General features: G+C 69.8%; 9 protein-coding genes. 7 read left to right on the top strand and 2 right to left on the bottom strand.

Features of this window, described 5'->3' with window-relative positions; genetic code table 11:
- The first annotated feature begins 82 nt into the window (after positions 1 to 82).
- Complete coding sequence (locus ACTIGN_RS24235; RefSeq protein ID WP_439628684.1) at positions 83 to 1,126, top strand: TIGR00730 family Rossman fold protein; 1,044 nt, start codon at positions 83 to 85, stop codon at positions 1,124 to 1,126.
- 283 nt (positions 1,127 to 1,409) lie between these two features.
- On the opposite strand, the gene ACTIGN_RS24230 is transcribed toward ACTIGN_RS24235, so the two are convergent.
- The gene (locus ACTIGN_RS24230; RefSeq protein ID WP_439628682.1) at positions 1,410 to 1,910 is read right to left on the bottom strand and encodes a DUF2203 domain-containing protein; all 501 of its coding nucleotides are present in this window, start codon (positions 1,908 to 1,910) and stop codon (positions 1,410 to 1,412) included.
- Between the two features lie 530 nt (positions 1,911 to 2,440).
- On the opposite strand from ACTIGN_RS24230, the gene ACTIGN_RS24225 reads away from it, so the two are divergent.
- The 3 genes from ACTIGN_RS24225 to ACTIGN_RS24215 all read left to right on the top strand — a co-directional run bounded on the left by ACTIGN_RS24225 (position 2,441) and on the right by ACTIGN_RS24215 (position 7,295).
- A complete protein-coding gene (locus tag ACTIGN_RS24225; protein WP_439628680.1) occupies positions 2,441 to 3,475 on the top strand; it encodes a 1-aminocyclopropane-1-carboxylate deaminase/D-cysteine desulfhydrase in 1,035 nt (344 codons plus the stop codon).
- Positions 3,476 to 3,547: 72 nt separating this feature from the next.
- Entirely contained in the window at positions 3,548 to 4,933 is a 1,386-nt protein-coding gene (locus ACTIGN_RS24220; protein ID WP_439628678.1) for a leucine-rich repeat domain-containing protein, read from the top strand.
- A 76-nt stretch (positions 4,934 to 5,009) separates the two neighbouring features.
- Positions 5,010 to 7,295 (top strand): DUF1549 and DUF1553 domain-containing protein, encoded by a 2,286-nt coding sequence (locus tag ACTIGN_RS24215; protein ID WP_439628676.1) that lies wholly within the window; start codon positions 5,010 to 5,012, stop codon positions 7,293 to 7,295.
- A gap of 266 nt (positions 7,296 to 7,561) precedes the next feature.
- Here ACTIGN_RS24215 and ACTIGN_RS24210 read toward each other — a convergent pair whose 3' ends face one another.
- Positions 7,562 to 8,935: a YcjX family protein gene (locus ACTIGN_RS24210; protein WP_439628674.1), complete on the bottom strand. Its 1,374-nt coding sequence runs from the start codon at positions 8,933 to 8,935 to the stop codon at positions 7,562 to 7,564.
- Between the two features lie 32 nt (positions 8,936 to 8,967).
- On the opposite strand from ACTIGN_RS24210, the gene ACTIGN_RS24205 reads away from it, so the two are divergent.
- The 3 genes from ACTIGN_RS24205 to ACTIGN_RS24195 all read left to right on the top strand — a co-directional run bounded on the left by ACTIGN_RS24205 (position 8,968) and on the right by ACTIGN_RS24195 (position 15,071).
- Complete coding sequence (locus ACTIGN_RS24205; protein WP_439628672.1) at positions 8,968 to 9,375, top strand: VOC family protein; 408 nt, start codon at positions 8,968 to 8,970, stop codon at positions 9,373 to 9,375.
- Between the two features lie 173 nt (positions 9,376 to 9,548).
- Positions 9,549 to 11,198, top strand: a complete 1,650-nt coding sequence (locus tag ACTIGN_RS24200) for a tetratricopeptide repeat protein (RefSeq protein WP_439628670.1) — start codon at positions 9,549 to 9,551, stop codon at positions 11,196 to 11,198.
- A 708-nt stretch (positions 11,199 to 11,906) separates the two neighbouring features.
- Positions 11,907 to 15,071, top strand: coding sequence for a pilus assembly protein TadG-related protein (locus ACTIGN_RS24195; RefSeq protein ID WP_439628668.1), 3,165 nt, complete (start codon positions 11,907 to 11,909; stop codon positions 15,069 to 15,071).
- The last annotated feature ends 85 nt before the right edge of the window (positions 15,072 to 15,156 follow it).

Here is a 15,156-nt window from a genome sequence, read left to right as displayed (position 1 = left end):
GCCCCGTGGCTCGGAAGACGTGGAGCGCGCGTAGAATGGGGTGCGTTTACGGACCCCCGTTCACCGCCGTGCGGCCCACACCATGGATTCCTCTCTCCCGCCCACCCCGTTCGACGCCGTCGTTGACCCCGAGCCCGCCGAGGCCGCCGTGCGGAGCGGCCGCCCGACCGCCAGGGCCGACGAGTTCGCCACGCAGATCAAGGAGACGGCCGACAAGCTGCTCCGCGACGGGGCCGCCCGCGGCGACGTGAAGCTCGTCGCCACCGCGGTCCGCGAGTTGCGGTACTGCTTCAAGGTGTTCGCCGCGTACCGCGGCACCCGCAAGGCGGTCGTGTTCGGGTCCGCCCGCACGAAGCCCGACCACCCGGCCTACGCCGCCGCGGAGGTGTTCGGCCGGCGGATCGTCGAAGAGGGGTGGATGGCGATCACCGGGGCCGGCAGCGGGATCATGGAGGCCGGGCACAAGGGGGCGGGCCGCGACCGCAGCTTCGGCCTCAACATTCTGCTCCCGTTCGAGCAGTCGGCCAACCCGGTGGTCCACGGCGACCCGAAGCTCGTCACGCTGCGGTACTTCTTCACCCGCAAGCTCATGTTCATCAAGGAGGCCGACGCCGTCGTCCTGTTCCCGGGCGGGTTCGGCACCCACGACGAGGCCTACGAGGCGCTCACCCTGGTGCAGACCGGCAAGTCGCACATCTTCCCGATCGTAATGGTGGACGAGCCCGGCGGGTGCTACTGGAAGCTGTGGCAGCGGTTCGTCGAGGACGCGCTCCTGACCCGCGGGTACATCTCCCCGCACGACCTGAGCCTGTTCCGCGTCACCGACTCGGTCGAGGACGCGGTGAAGGAGGTGACCAACTTCTACCGCGTGTACCACAGCATGCGGTACGTCCGCGGGAACCTGCTCCTGCGGCTCCGCACCGGGCTCACCGACCGCACGCTCGAGCGGGTCCAGTGGGGGTTCGGCGACATCCTCGCGGGCGGCAAGTTCGAGCAGGTCGCGGCGCTGCCCGAGGAGGCCAACGAGCCCGATCTGGCGAAGCTCCCGCGGCTCAAGTTCCGGTTCGACCGGCACGGCATCGGCCGCCTGCGGCAGCTCATCGACACCATCAACGCCGAGGCGTGAGCCCTGCGTCGATCTAACAGATCTTATTGGTTCCAGACGAGAGGCACACCCCTCGCCCGGAACCATTCTGAAGTCCGGAATCAACCACACAAGACCGTAAGAAAGATCGTCAGTTCGAGTAACATGGCCCGTGGCCGCAGTTTGCGACGGCGGGTTCAGTCGTGTGCGGCCGGAACCAATCCGAAACGATGAGGCGGACGAGAGCGAGTGAGGTCTGGAAACGCCGCACGGGCGACCAACGTGAGTTGGCCGCCCGTGCGTGTTGTTCAGGTTCCGTTCGGCGTCACGGGTTGCCGCGGTAGCGGACGGGTGACGCGGCGGTCATGTTCTGGTCCCCGCCGTCGGTGGGGATGGGGCGGAGTTGCTCCTCGCCTTGGTAGTGCCAGTGGGCGACGACGGCGTCGCCGAACCGCCAGGTGTAGGCCGCAGGGCGGCCGTTGATCTTGGTGGGGAAGTCCACCTCGCCGGCGTCCTCGTCGATCAGGCTCACGCCCAGGCCGGCGAGTTCGCCCTCGGCGGTCTGGAGCACCTGCTCGACGACGGCGATCTCGTCGCGGACCTGGTAGCGGCGCTGCCGCTCCTGCCAGACGAGGTCGCGGCGGTGGCGGTCGAGCCGCTCCTGCTCGGGCGTGAGGCGGCTGAGGGTCTGGCGGGAATTTATGATGTCCGACACGATGCTCTTCACGAGCGGGAGCATCTGCCGGGCGGTGGTCAGGTCCAGGGCCACGTCCTTCTTCTTCGGCTTCCCTGCCGGGTTGGTGGCACGATTGGGCGTGTTGCTCATCTCGGCTCCCGGTGTGTGGTGATGGGGTCGCCAGCACCCCTTATCGCTAACCCATTCTAGAAGCGCCTTCCGCGGCGGAATGTCGCGGGGCCTGGTTTTCTCGGATTCAGGCCCGCTCCCGTGTCCGGTTAATTCAGGACCGGTCGGACTTCGGACACCCGACACGCGGACCAGGTTCGGTGGCTCGCCTCAACTACTTATTCGATACACCCGACGCGGAATTCGATTCGTTCTTTCCGGTTCTGGTAGTACCCGGCACCGCTCAAGAAAAGAAGGTCAGTCGTCGGCGAAGTTGCGCGACAACTTGAGCGGTTTGCCCGAAAACTCGACAGAAGCGAACCCGGCGGGGGCGGCGGGTCGTTGCCCCCCGCCACAGGTATTCTTCGCGTGGGTGCCCGCGCTTACATCGCAAAGCCCGTTCGTTGCGCATCGGCGGTGCCGATGGGTTCCGCCCGGATCGATACCGAACCGCTGTGGCCGCCGGACCCGCGGCGGCGAGAATAGCCGGACCGTTTCCCCGAGGTGACCGCATGTCGCACCCGCCCCTGACGCCGGCCGAACTCCGCGCCGCGGTGGACAAGCTCCCGCGTGCCCGGCTCGCGCACCTGCCCACGCCGCTCGAAGAGGTTCCGCGGTTCGCCGCGAAGATCGGCGGCGGGGTCCGCGTGTTCGTGAAGCGCGACGACTGCACGGGGCTCCTCCTCGGCGGCAACAAGGCCCGCCACAACGAGTTCCTGCTCGGCGACGCGGTCGACCAGGGGTGCGACCTGGTCGTGTGGGGGGCCGGGGTGCAGTCGAACAACTGCCGCCAGACGGCCGCCGGGTGCGCGAAGCTCGGCCTGGAGTGCCGCCTGTACCTGAGCCGCGCCCACCACCGAACGGAACCGCAGGGGAACCTCCTGCTCGACTACCTCGTCGGCGCGCACGTCGAGTTCACCGACGACGCGATCGGCCCCGAACTGAACGCGCTGCTGGCTGCAAAAGCCGACGAGTTCCGCGCCGCCGGCCGCACCCCGTACTTCTGGCACCCGCCGCGGGTGGTCCCGCTGTCGTCCGTGAGCTATGCTTTGTGCGTCGCGGAGATCGCCGAGCAACTCGCGGCGCGGGGCGTGACGCCCGACGCGCTCTACGTGTCGTCCGCGGGTGCGACCGGGGCCGGCGTCGCGCTCGGGAAGGCGCTGCTGGGCTGGGACTGCAAGGCCCGGCTCATCTGTCCGATGCACTGGCCGTGGCACATCCCGACGCGGATGGCCGAGGACGCGAACGCCGCCGCCGCGCGCCTCGGGCTCCCGCACCGCCTCACCGCCGCCGACATTGACGCGGACGAGTCGCACGTCGCCCCCGGCTACGGGCACCCCTCCCCCGGCGGCCGCGAGGCGCTGAAGGTGCTCGCGACGACGGAGGCGATCCTGCTCGACCACGTCTACTCGGCGAAGGCGCTGGCCGCACTGATAGCGGACGTGCGTGCGGGGAAATATCGCCCCGGGAGCGCGCTGGTGTTCATCCACACCGGCGGCGTCCCCGCGATCTTCGCCGAACCGCACGCGGTGCTGCCAGAAGCGTGAAACGCTGATAGCCGGCGAGCGTCTGAACGTCGCAGAGCCATTTCGATCGGCCGCTCGTGCCCGGAGGCCGCCATGTCGCGTGCCGTGAGTGTTCTCGTCCTGTCGATCTGGGTCGTCGGTTGCGCGAAGCCGAAACCACCGGAGACACCGGAACCGGAGCCGGCCGCCCCCGGCCCCGCGCCCCTGCTGCCCCCGGCACCGAAACGGGACGGGTCACTGCCGGACCCGCGCGACGAGGCCCGCGTCGCCCGAACCGTCGAGCGGTGGGGCGGGACGGTGGCCCGCGACGCCTCGCCCGCGAAGGCGGTGACCGCCCTCGACCTGAGCGGCCTCACGGTCCCGCTCTCGGACGACGACTTCCGCAACCTCGGGAGGCTCAAGGCCGTCACGTCCCTCGACGTCGGCAGGGCCAAGCTGTCGCCCGCCCACGTCAAGGAGGTCGGGCGGCTCGCGAGCCTCACGTCGCTCACCGCCCGCGACGCGAACCTGACCGACGCTTCTCTCAAAGACCTCGCGGCGCTCACGCGACTCACCGCCCTCGACGTCAGCCGGAACCCGATCTCCGACGCGGGGCTGAAGGACCTCGCACCGCTGGCGAGCCTCACAACTCTGAACGTCTCGGGGACGCGCGTCACCGACGCGGGGTTGAAGGCACTGGCTCCCCTGAAGAAGTTGACGCTCGTGACGCTCAGCACGGAGGTGTCCGACGACACGCTCGCGGCGCTGCGGGAGGCGAACCTCCTCCACGCGCTCCCGGCCGCCACGACCGCCGAGGGGTCGCGGGCCGCCCGCGCCGACGAGGTCACTTCGCTCAACCTCCGGTTCGCCCGGGTAACGGAAAAGGGCCTCAAGGACCTCGCACCGCTGAGGAACCTCACGCACCTCGATCTGTCCCTCGTCCCGCTGGCCGACGCGGGGCTGGGGCACCTCGCTCAGTTCAAGAAGTTGAACTCGCTCGTCCTCACCGACCTGAACGTTACCGACAAGTCGCTCGCCGCACTGCGGGCGGGCGGCGTGCTCCACGCGCTCAAGGCGGCGACCGGCCCAAAGGGCCGGCGGCCGAGCGGCCCGGACGACGTCGTCGCGTTCGACCTGCGAGGGACACGGGCGACCAGTGCGGCGGTGAAGGAACTGGCCGGGTTCAAGAACCTCGCCGCCCTCAACCTCGCGTTCACCGAGATGTCCGATGGCGGCCTCGCGACCGTCGCGACGTTCCCGCACCTGACCGCCCTGTACCTGGGGCGTAGCAAGGTCACCGACACGGGCCTGAAGGAGTTGGTCCCCCTCAAAAAACTGTCCGTGCTCGCACTCAACGACACGGAGGTGTCGGACGACGGGCTGAAGGAACTGATCGCGCTCCCGGCGCTGACCTCCCTGACGCTGGCCCGTACACGGGTGACGGACGAGGGGGTCGCGGCCCTCAAACGGGCGCTGCCCAACTGTGCGGTCGAAAGATAGCAGCCCCGTGTCGGTCCTTGCCTTCCGGACCGGTCCGCGGGTACTGTGGGCGTCTACCCACCGCGGAGCCGACCCGATGCCGCGTCTCGCACTCCTGCTCCTCGCACTCACCCTCGTCGCGCCCGTCGGCGGCCAGGAGAAGTACGCCGATCCCGAGCTCCTTCCCGCGGACCGCGAGCACTGGGCGTTCAAGCCGCCCGTGCGGCCGAAGGCGCCGGCCGCGGGGAACCCCGTCGATGCGTTCGTTGGCGCGAAGCTCGACGCGGTCGGGTTGAAGCCGTCGCCCGAGGCCGATCGCGTCACGCTGATCCGTCGCGTCACGCTCGACCTCACCGGCCTGCCGCCCACGCCGGCGGAAGTGGAAGCGTTCGTTAACGACGCGGCACCGGACGCCTACGAGAAGGTCGTCGATCGGTTGCTCGCGAGCCCGCACTTCGGCGAGCGGCAGGCGCAGCACTGGCTCGACGTGGTGCGGTTCGCGGAGTCGAACGGGTACGAGGCCGACGGCGAGCGGCCGCACGCCTGGCGGTACCGCGACTACGTCGTGGCGGCGTTCAACAGCGACCTGCCCTACGACCGCTTCCTGACCGAGCAACTCGCGGGCGACGAACTCTGGAAGGCCGAGGCGTCGCGGGCGAAGAACGCGACCGGGTGGGCGCTGTTCGCACCGTTCCGGCGGCCGAGTGCGGGCGTCGACGCACTGATCGCGAGCGGGATGCACCGGTGCGGGCCGGCCCACATGGTCGGCGGGAACCAGGACGCGGAGGTGCTGCGGCAGGAGCGGCTCACGGAGATGGTCAACGGGGTCGGGTCCGCGTTCCTCGGCCTCACGGTCGGGTGCGCCCGGTGCCACGACCACAAGTTCGACCCGTTCTCGGCCGGCGACTACTACCGCATGCAGGCGTTCTTCACCCCGACCGCGTACCTCGACTTCGAGTTCGCGTCGCCGGCCGAGCAGGCCCAGCGCAAGAAGGACGCCGACGCGCTCGGCGCGCTGATTTCGCCGCTCAAGGCGAAGGTGGCGGCGCTCGACTCCCCGTACCGCGACCGGATCGCAAAGGCCAAGCGCGAGAAGCTGGAGCCGAAGTTCCGCGACGCGCTCGACACGCCGGCCGACAAGCGGACCGTCGAGCAGAAGACGCTCGCGTCGCAGGCCAACACGCTGCTGAAGGTGACCTGGGACGAGGTCGTCGCGGCGCTGTCGCCGGCCGACCGCGAGGCCCGCACGAAGCTCCGCGAGCAGATCCACGCACTCGAAGCGCGGCTACCGCCGCCGACCGCCGCGGCGTGGGCCGTCGCGTCGGCCGGCACCCCGGCGCAGGCGTTCGTGCTGAAGCGCGGCGACGTGAACCGCCGCACGCTCGCCGTCGGCCCGGGGTTCCCGCGAGTTCTGGTGACCGGCGAGAACGCGCCCAAGAACCGCATCGAGTTCGCGAAGTGGCTGACGCGGCCCGACCACCCGCTCACGGCCCGCGTCGTGGCGAACCGCGTGTGGCAGTCGCACTTCGGCCGCGGGATCGTGGCGACGCCCAACGACTTCGGGCTCCGCGGCGACAAGCCGACGCACCCCGAACTGCTCGACTGGCTCGCGTGCGAACTGGTGGAACGCAAGTGGTCCCTCAAGCACCTCCACCGCCTGATCGTCACGTCGGCCACGTACCGTCAGTCCAGCACCACGACCCACGGCGCGAAACTCGACAGCGACAACGCGCTGCTCTGGAAGATGTCGCGGCGGCGGCTCGAAGCGGAGGCGGTGCGCGACGCGGTGCTCGCGGCGGCCGGCACGCTGAACCGGCAGGTCGGCGGGCCGTCGGTGAAGGTGCCGCTGGAGCCCGAGGTGTACGACCTGATCTTCACCGAGGGCGAGCCCGACGGACTGTGGCCGGTCACGCCCGACGCGACGCAACACACGCGGCGGTCGTTGTACCTGTTCAACAAGCGGAACGTGCGGCTCCCGCTGCTGGAGGCGCTCGACCAGCCGGACACGCTGAACAGTTGCGCGTTCCGGCCGGTCAGCACGTCCGCCCCGCAGGCGCTGATCCTGATGAACGGCCCGTTCGTGCAGGAGCAGGGCCGTACGCTCGCCGTCGCGCTCGTGAAGGAGCACGCCGACACCGCGAAGCAGTTGGAGGCGCTCTATCGGAGGACCGTAGGCCGGCCACCGCGGGCCGAAGAAGTGAAGCTCGCTGTCGAGTTCCTCGACGCGCAGGCCGAAACGATCCGCGGCCGCATGAAGGCGAACCAGCCGATCGGCCTCGACCCGAAGTCGCTACCGCCGGGCACCGACGCGGCACGCACGCGAGCCCTGGCCGACCTGTGCGTCGTGATGTTCAACACGCACGAGTTCGTGTACCGGCCGTGAGTGGTGAGTGGGCGGTGGGCAGTGGTTTGGAGCCGCGGAGCGGCGACCGAGGGTAGCCAGGGGTGCGGCCCGCTTCGGGCAAACCCCTGGTCCCCGGCGCGAGGCGGATCGCCCCGGGGTTCTGTCGCCCCTCCGGGGCTGCGTTCCCTTTGCTCCCCGGACCAGGGGTCGCGCTCGAAGACTCGCTCCACCCCTGGCTACCCTCGGTCGCCGCATCCGCGGCTACACCGGGTGCCTCGTGGCTTCCGGTACTGCCCACTCACCACTCACTCGATCACGAACGTCGCCAGCCGGTCGACGTTCACCTGGTCGGGCGGGTAGTCCTTGCGGGCCGGCATTCGCGGGTACACCTCGGGGAACGAGTACGCCCCCGGTGCCCACGCCAGCGGCCAGTCGTCGGGCAGTTCGCTCACCGTGAACCGCTGCTCGGCCCCGGGCGGGATCTTGCGGCCGTCGGCCCCGCGGAGCGGCGTGCCGACCAGCACCCGGCCGCCGGCTTCGAGCGGCAGCGCCCGCGTCGAGACCACCGACGACAGGTTGAAGAAGTCGTACTTCAGCCCGTCGCGATCCGCGGCGTACCGCTCCGCCATCCGCCGCAACAGCATCAGCATCCGGTCGCGGTCGGCGGGGTGGACGAGGTCCATCTTCGGCGCGGCGAACGCGACGCGCGTGATCCACCCCGGCCGCCACTGGTGCGGGAGCAGCACCTTGCTGAGCCCCCGCAGCACCGGGCCGAACACCGCGTTCTCGCCGGGCGACAGCACGTCGAACAGGTCGCGGACGATCTGCCGGTTGTCGTCGTACATGCCGACGCCGCCGGCCAGGAGCATCGTCACGTCCACGAGCACCACGAGCGCGGTACACGACCGGAACGCCACGATCGTCGGCTCGACGACCCGCTCGACGTACCGGTCGTAGCGGAACGAGAACGAGTCGAACAGTTCGGTGCCGGGGGTCCGCAGGTCGGCCGGCAGCGGGCAGAACTGGTTCTCCGCGTCGGCCCCGCTGAACCGCGTCGCGGCGAGGGCCTCGGGCGTGTCGGGTCGGGCGGCGCTCCCGTGGACGTCGAGCAGGAACGTCGACGGCGACACGAGCGGCTTGAAGTTCAGGATCAGGTTCGCGAGCGACAGCTTGTAGGCGTGGAGCAACTCGGCGGCGGTCGCGCCCGGCCTCTTGATCGCGTCGAGGAACGGGGTCGTGCAGGCGCGGTAGCCCGTGTCGTTGACGAACAGCGCGAGCACCTTCTCGGACCACCCGGTGAAGTCGCGGCCGACCATGCCGGCGTCGGCGATCCGCTCGCCGGGGAGGTCGTACAGCTTCAGCAGCGTGTCGCTGAACGTCCAGTCGGACCGCTCGAACCGGCAGGCGAACTGCGACCGGTCGGTGGTCTTCGACGGCCACTTCCCGGCGCCCACGAGCGCGTCGCGGTGGCCGGCGTAGTTGAACGCAGCCCAGCCGGCGTCGGGCGGCACCACCGCGAACTTGCGGAGCCGCGTCGCCTTCGACCCGAGCGGGAAGCGGTCTTGGTCGTGGTCCTGCAGGTGGTTTATCAACGACGTCAGCAGCACGGTCTTGCCGCTGTTGTACAGGCCGACCACGCCGACCTTGCACTCCGTCGTCTTCAGTCGCAAAAAGCTCATGTCGTCCCACCGCGGCTGCGTGGAGCCTCCCAATGACTGGTATTCGTTGTACGGCCCTCGATCATTGTTCGGTTCTGATCACCGATTTGGCGAAAGCCCGGTGGTTCTACCGGACCGTGCTGGGGTTGCCGGAGGTCCCGAAGCCGAAGACGTTCGACTTCGTCGCGCTGTGGTTCGACCTCGGGGCCGGGCAGACGCTCCACCTGCTCCAGAAGCCGCAGCCGGACACCCGCAGCCCGCGGCACTTCGCGCTGCGGGTCGCCGACGTGAGCGCCGCCCGCTCGCACTGCCGCGCCCTGGGGGTGGAGGTCCTCGAAACCGGCCCGATCCCGCACTGCGACCGGTTCTTCGTCCACGACCCGGACGGCAACCGCATCGAACTCATCCAGTGGATCGAGCCCTACGACCCGGCCGCGAGCGGGGCCGCACAGCTCGATTGACGGCACGGTTCGCGTTGACGACTTTTCTTTGGTGGGGCAGACATTCGTGTCTGCCTCCAAACGCCTCGGGAGGCAGACACGAATGTCTGCCCCACCAGGGACGCTGAACCCGCGGACCGCTGCGCACCTCGCTAAAACATCGGACACCCAAGTTGTCGCCCGAGGAGTTCGCCATGAAGTTCGCTCCGTGGTCCCTGTTCGCTCTCGCGGCGGTCGCGGGCCTGTGTCCGGCCGAGGCACCGAAACCGCCCGCGGTCCCGCTGTTCGACGGGCTCGGCAAGCACACGCGGCCCGTCGCCACCAGCAAGCCCGAGGCCCAGCGGTACTTCGACCAGGGGCTCATGTTCATGTTCGCCTACAACCACGACGAGGCGGTCCGCGCGTTTCGCCGCGCCGCCGAGCTCGACCCCGACTGCGCGATGGCGCACTGGGGCGTCGCGCTCGCGAGCGGGGTGAACTACAACAACCCGAGCTTCCCGCCCGAGCGGGCCAAGGTCGCCTACGACGCGGCGAAGGCCGCCCGCGCGAAGAGCAAAGCGGAATCCCCCGCGAACAAGGCGCTCATCGAGGCGCTGAACAGCCGCTACGCCGACCCGCTCCCGAAGGACATCAAGCCGCTCGAAAAGGCGTACTCCGAGGCGATGCGGGCCGCGTTCGAGGCGCACCCGAAAGACGCCGACGTCGGCTCGCTGTACGCCGAGTCGCTCATGAACCTGCGGCCGTGGGAACTGTGGACCGCCGACGGCAAGCCGGCCCCCGAGACGCCCGAGATCCTCCGCGTGCTCGAAGCCGTGCGGAAGGCCAACCCCGACCACCCGCTCGCCAACCACCTCTACATCCACGCGACCGAGGCGTCGCCCGAGCCCGGGAAGGCCGACGACGCGGCCGACCGGCTCCGCGGCGCGCAGCCGGCACTGGGGCACCTGCTCCACATGCCGTCGCACATCGACATCCGCCGCGGCCGGTGGAACGAGGCCGTCGAGGCCAACCGCGGGGCCATCGCCGCCGACCGCGCGTACCAGAAGACCGTCCCCGAGCAGGGCTTCTACCGGCTGTACATGGCCCACAACTACCACATGCTCGCGTACGCCGCGGTCATGCAGGGGCGGTCGGACCTCGCGCTCAACCACATCCGCGAGATGACCGCCGGCGTGCCGAAGGAGTGGCTCGCGGTGAAGGAGAACGCCGCCATCGCCGACGGGTTCGTCGCGCAGCCGCTCGAGGTCCTCAAGCGGTTCGGCCGGTGGGACGACATCCTGAAGGAGCCGGAGCCGGCGGAGATCTTCCCGATCGCCCGTGCGATGCGGCACTACAGCCGCGGCGTGGCGTTCGCCGCGAAGGGCAAGCTCGACGACGCCCGCACCGCGGAGGCCGCGTTCAAGGCCGCGGCCGCGAAGATCCCCGAGGGCGCGACGTTCGGCAACAACCTCGCCGCCGACGTGCTCGCCGTCGCGAGCGACAACCTCCGGGGCGAGATCCTGCTCCGCGAGGGGAAGCTCAGCGACGCAGCGAAGGCGCTCGAAGCCGCGGTCGCCCGCGAGGACAAGCTCCGGTACTCCGAGCCGCCGGACTGGTTCGTCCCGACGCGGCACGCGCTGGGGGCGGTGCTGCTCCGCGACAAGAAGGCAGCCGCCGCCGAGGCCGTGTACCGCGAGGACCTGCGCCGCTGGCCCGACAACGGCTGGTCGCTGTACGGGCTCGCCGCCAGCCTCGACGCGCAGGGCAAGAAGGACGAAGCCGAAAAGGCGAAGGCGAAGTTCACTGAGGTCTGGAAGCGGGCCGACGTGAAGCTCCCGTCGTCGTGCTTCTGCGTTACGGAGTGATACCGAGAGGAGTTACGCGGTTGGGTTGGTGGGGCAGACATTCGTGTCTGCCTCCAACCGCCTCACGAGGCAGACACGAATGTCTGCCCCACCAAAAGCAAGCAGATCCGAGCCCAACTGCGTAACTCCTAACCGAGTCTGGTTGATGTATTCCAGTAGCCGGCCTCTCCGAGGCCGGTGCTCGGGGGCTCGCACAGGCCCGGCCTCACAGCGGCCGGCTCAAGAACACCCACGTATCAATCGAACTCGGTGTGACCCGGCGGTGCCCGTGCGGCAGAGCCGGGAGCGCCGCGGCCCGTGGTGCTCCCGCCTCTGCCAGCGACCGAAGTTGCTCCTCCGCACGGCGTCCACCCGCCCGCGCTCGGGTGCGCGGCATTTAACCGATTGACAACTACTTGGTGTTTACTTACATTTCCCGTTCCGTGATCTGAAACACATCTTGTTTACCGGAATCACTTTAGGTACTCAAGACACTCGCCCGCAATCGATTATTGCCTCCAAATAATGTGAAGATATCGTGAAACGACCCGCAACTGTCGGATTTCTCTGGAGACATTCTGACGTAGAAGGCTAATATCACGTTCCTCTCACGGGCAAAGATTGAGCCCGAGAAGGACGCGGCCGTCGGTACTGAGGGTCACCTCTCACCCAGCCCCGACGGCCCGGCCCGCGAGAGGCGAACCGGCACCACCTCTGAAGGAGCGAGCCTTGCTCTATCGCCCCCCCACTCGGCAGCGAACGGGCACCATCCTCCCCCTCCTCGCGGTGTGCCTCGTCGGCCTGTTCGGGTTCGTCGGCCTGGCCGTCGACCTCGGGGTCGTGGCCGTCACCCGGACCCAGAGCCAGAACGCGGCCGACGCGGCCGCCCTGGCCGCGTGCCGGACCCTGCACAACAAGCCGGCCGCGGTCGCCAACAACATCGGCCCGGCGATCGCCAAGGGGAAGGCCGCGGTCACCTCGAACCGGTTCCTGAACCACGCGTTCACCGCCGCCAACATCCAGAAGATCGAGGCCGGGCAGTACCTCTACGACACCACGGCCCAGATCTTCCGGGTCGCCGCCTGGACCGACGTGACCGCCGGCCCCGCGGTCCCCGCCCCGGGGGCGTCGTGGACCGCGATCCGGGTCACGCTCCTCACCAACCAGCCGACGTACTTCATGCGGGTGCTCGGGGTCAACGGGCTCCCGGTCGGGGCCAAGGCCACCGCCGTGTTCCGCCCGATCGACGTGGCGTTCGTGCTCGACATGACCGGGTCGATGGCCAACGGGAGCACGTTCAACTACAAGAACCGCTCGATGAACCCCGACAACCTGGTGCCGGCGTTCGGGCACTACGCCAACGCCCCGGTCGGCAACGGGAACGGGGCGAGCGCCCTCCGGGCCACCCAGAACCAGTCGAACGGCGACGGCGAGTCGATCCCGCAGAACAACTTCTGCATCGCCACCAACGGCGGCCCGGCGGTCATCCGGGACTTCCACTTCGACCCGTCGAACGTTGCCGCGCCGGCGACCCCCGCGTACCCGCTGTCCCTCGTGGGCGGGTATCCGAATTTGAAGAACGCGTTCCACCGGTGGAGCCCGCCCGAGTCCGGCGGGAACCCGGCCGCGTACGCCCCGCCGACCTACGACTTCGCCGGGTACAACGCGTTCCACGTCGGGACCGAGGCGACCCCGAAGGGGCCGACCCCCGCCCCCGGGTCGTTCGGCACGATGACCGACGCGGGGGGCGTCACCTACGTCGGCGACCGGTTGCGGCGGACCGACGGGGCGATCGACAAGGCCGACACCACGTGGACCGGCACCAAGCGGGCGGCCGCCTCCGCCGCCGAACTGCTCGGGTACACCGTCAGCGGCGGGAAGATCGGGACCGTGCCCCTGGCCCGGTTCCGCGACCCGGCCTGGGAACAGTACGGGTACGACCTGGACGTCGCGAAGTACCGCGCGACCCGGGGGGCGAGCCAGACGCCGCTGGAACCGGGTACCTTCTCGGAGCAGGTCGCCGCGGAGGACACGTTCAAGGGGTACTCGATGGGGCCGGGGTACTGGGGCAAGACGTTCTTCGTCTGGCCGCCCGACCCCCGCACCCCGGTCGGCCAGCCGGGCGACGCCAACTACGTCGCCGGCGACTGGCGGCGGCGGTTCTTCGTGCGGTTCGACGGGACCAAGACGGTCCGGTTCGACCCGCAGGACCCGGACGTGCCCAACGGGATCAACGCGTACCTGCTGAACCGCGGCGACGGCCCGGTGCTGGCCGGGAGCGTGCCGATCACCCAGGTGGGCGCGGCCGATCAGCCGTTCGACCTGGCCGTCGCGGACGCCGACGCTGAGGACGACACGGACGACGGCCCCGTTCGCCCCGCCCGCGGGCGGCGGCTCCGCACCCGCCAGAGCGAGAAGCCGATCCCCAAGCCGGAGCCGCCGAAGCCGCCGCAGCCGCCCCAGCCCCCGCAACCGCCGAAGCCGCCCGGCCCGCCGCAGCCGCCGAAGCCCCCGTCGCCGCCGCCGGTGCCGAAGATCGTCCGGTGGCAGGTGGACTACCCGGCGGTGCTGAAGTGGATCAAGAGCGGCCCGCAGACGCTCCCGCCCAACCTCCGGGCCGGGCACGTCGTGTACTACACGTCCATTCCCAACGACGTGGACACCAGCAAGGGGGGCACCCAGGAGGTGCTCGACAAGGTGTGGTGGCGGCGGTACATCGACTACGTCCTGTCGAACAACCGCAACAGCGGCGGCGACCTGTACGGGAGCCCGGACAACTGGAGCAAGGGCGGCCGGGCCGTGGGCACCGCGACCGTGGAGGCGTGGACCGGGCCGACCGGGACGTGGCCGGCGGTCAAGCCGCACCAGTCGTACGGCGACAGCCCGAACCGCCCGCGGCTGCACTTCTGGTTCGGCCCGCTGTCGATGATCGGGTTCATCAACACGTCGAACAGCAACTGGCTCCCGGGCACGAGCCACGAGGCCCACTGCTGGCAGCTCAAGGCCGGGATGAACTCGGCCCTCGACGACGTTCGGAACAACCACCCGAACCACTACGTCGGGCTGGTCATGTTCGGGTGGCCCGGGCACAACTCGATCCGCCGGCCGATGGGGCAGAACTTCCGGTCCCTGAAGAACGCGCTGTTCTACCCCAAGTCGCTGCTGAACACCATCGACCAGGCCAACGGCGGGTCGTCGGTGACGTGCGAGGTGCGGCCGTACAACGCGTCGTTCAACTCGGTCGCCGCCGACGAGCTCCCCAACGCCAACGGGTACACGGACCCGAACACCGGGCTGCTGTACGCGTTCAACCTGTTGTCCCCGTCGGCGAACCTGCCGACCAACGTGTACGGCACGGTGAAGGGCCGCCGCGGGGCCGGCAAGATGGTCATCTTCGAGACCGACGGGGTGCCCAACGCGCACCGGGACGTGAAGTTCAACCCGGCCGGGTACAACTCGACGTTCTCGGTGACCGGCCAGGGCAAGGCGACGTGGACCGGGGACGAGACCCCGGGCCAGAAGGCCGTCGAGGTCGTCACCCAGATGGGCAAGCCGATGTCGCCGGTCACCTCCGGGGACAGCGGGCTGAGCCTGCCGAACGCGCCGTGCCGGGTGTACCCAATCGGGTTCGGCGACCTGTTCGACGCGGGCCTGGCCCCGGACGCGACGTTCCGGCCCACCGCGCTGCAGTTCCTGGCCGACGTCGCGGCCGCCGGCGGGACCGGGCCGGGCACGCCCACGGTGCCGGCCCGCGGGACCGGGCTCCTCGGCGCGGCGACGACCATCCCCGAGTCGCAGATCATCACCGGGACCTACGAGAACCGCATCAACAACATGCGGCTGTGCCTGGAGCGGATCTTCCAGGGCGGCGTCGGCGTCTCCCTGGTGGAGTGACGCCGGGCGTGACGGGACTTGTGTGTTCGAACGCGCGGCGAGCCGGGAGCGTCGGCGACCGGAGGCTTGGGGATCGCCCACCTCC

The organism is Gemmata sp., assembly GCF_051859125.1.
In the GTDB taxonomy this organism is placed as follows: domain Bacteria; phylum Planctomycetota; class Planctomycetia; order Gemmatales; family Gemmataceae; genus Gemmata.
Note: the sequence above shows the minus strand (reverse complement) of the source record. Positions and strands in the feature narration are given on the sequence as shown.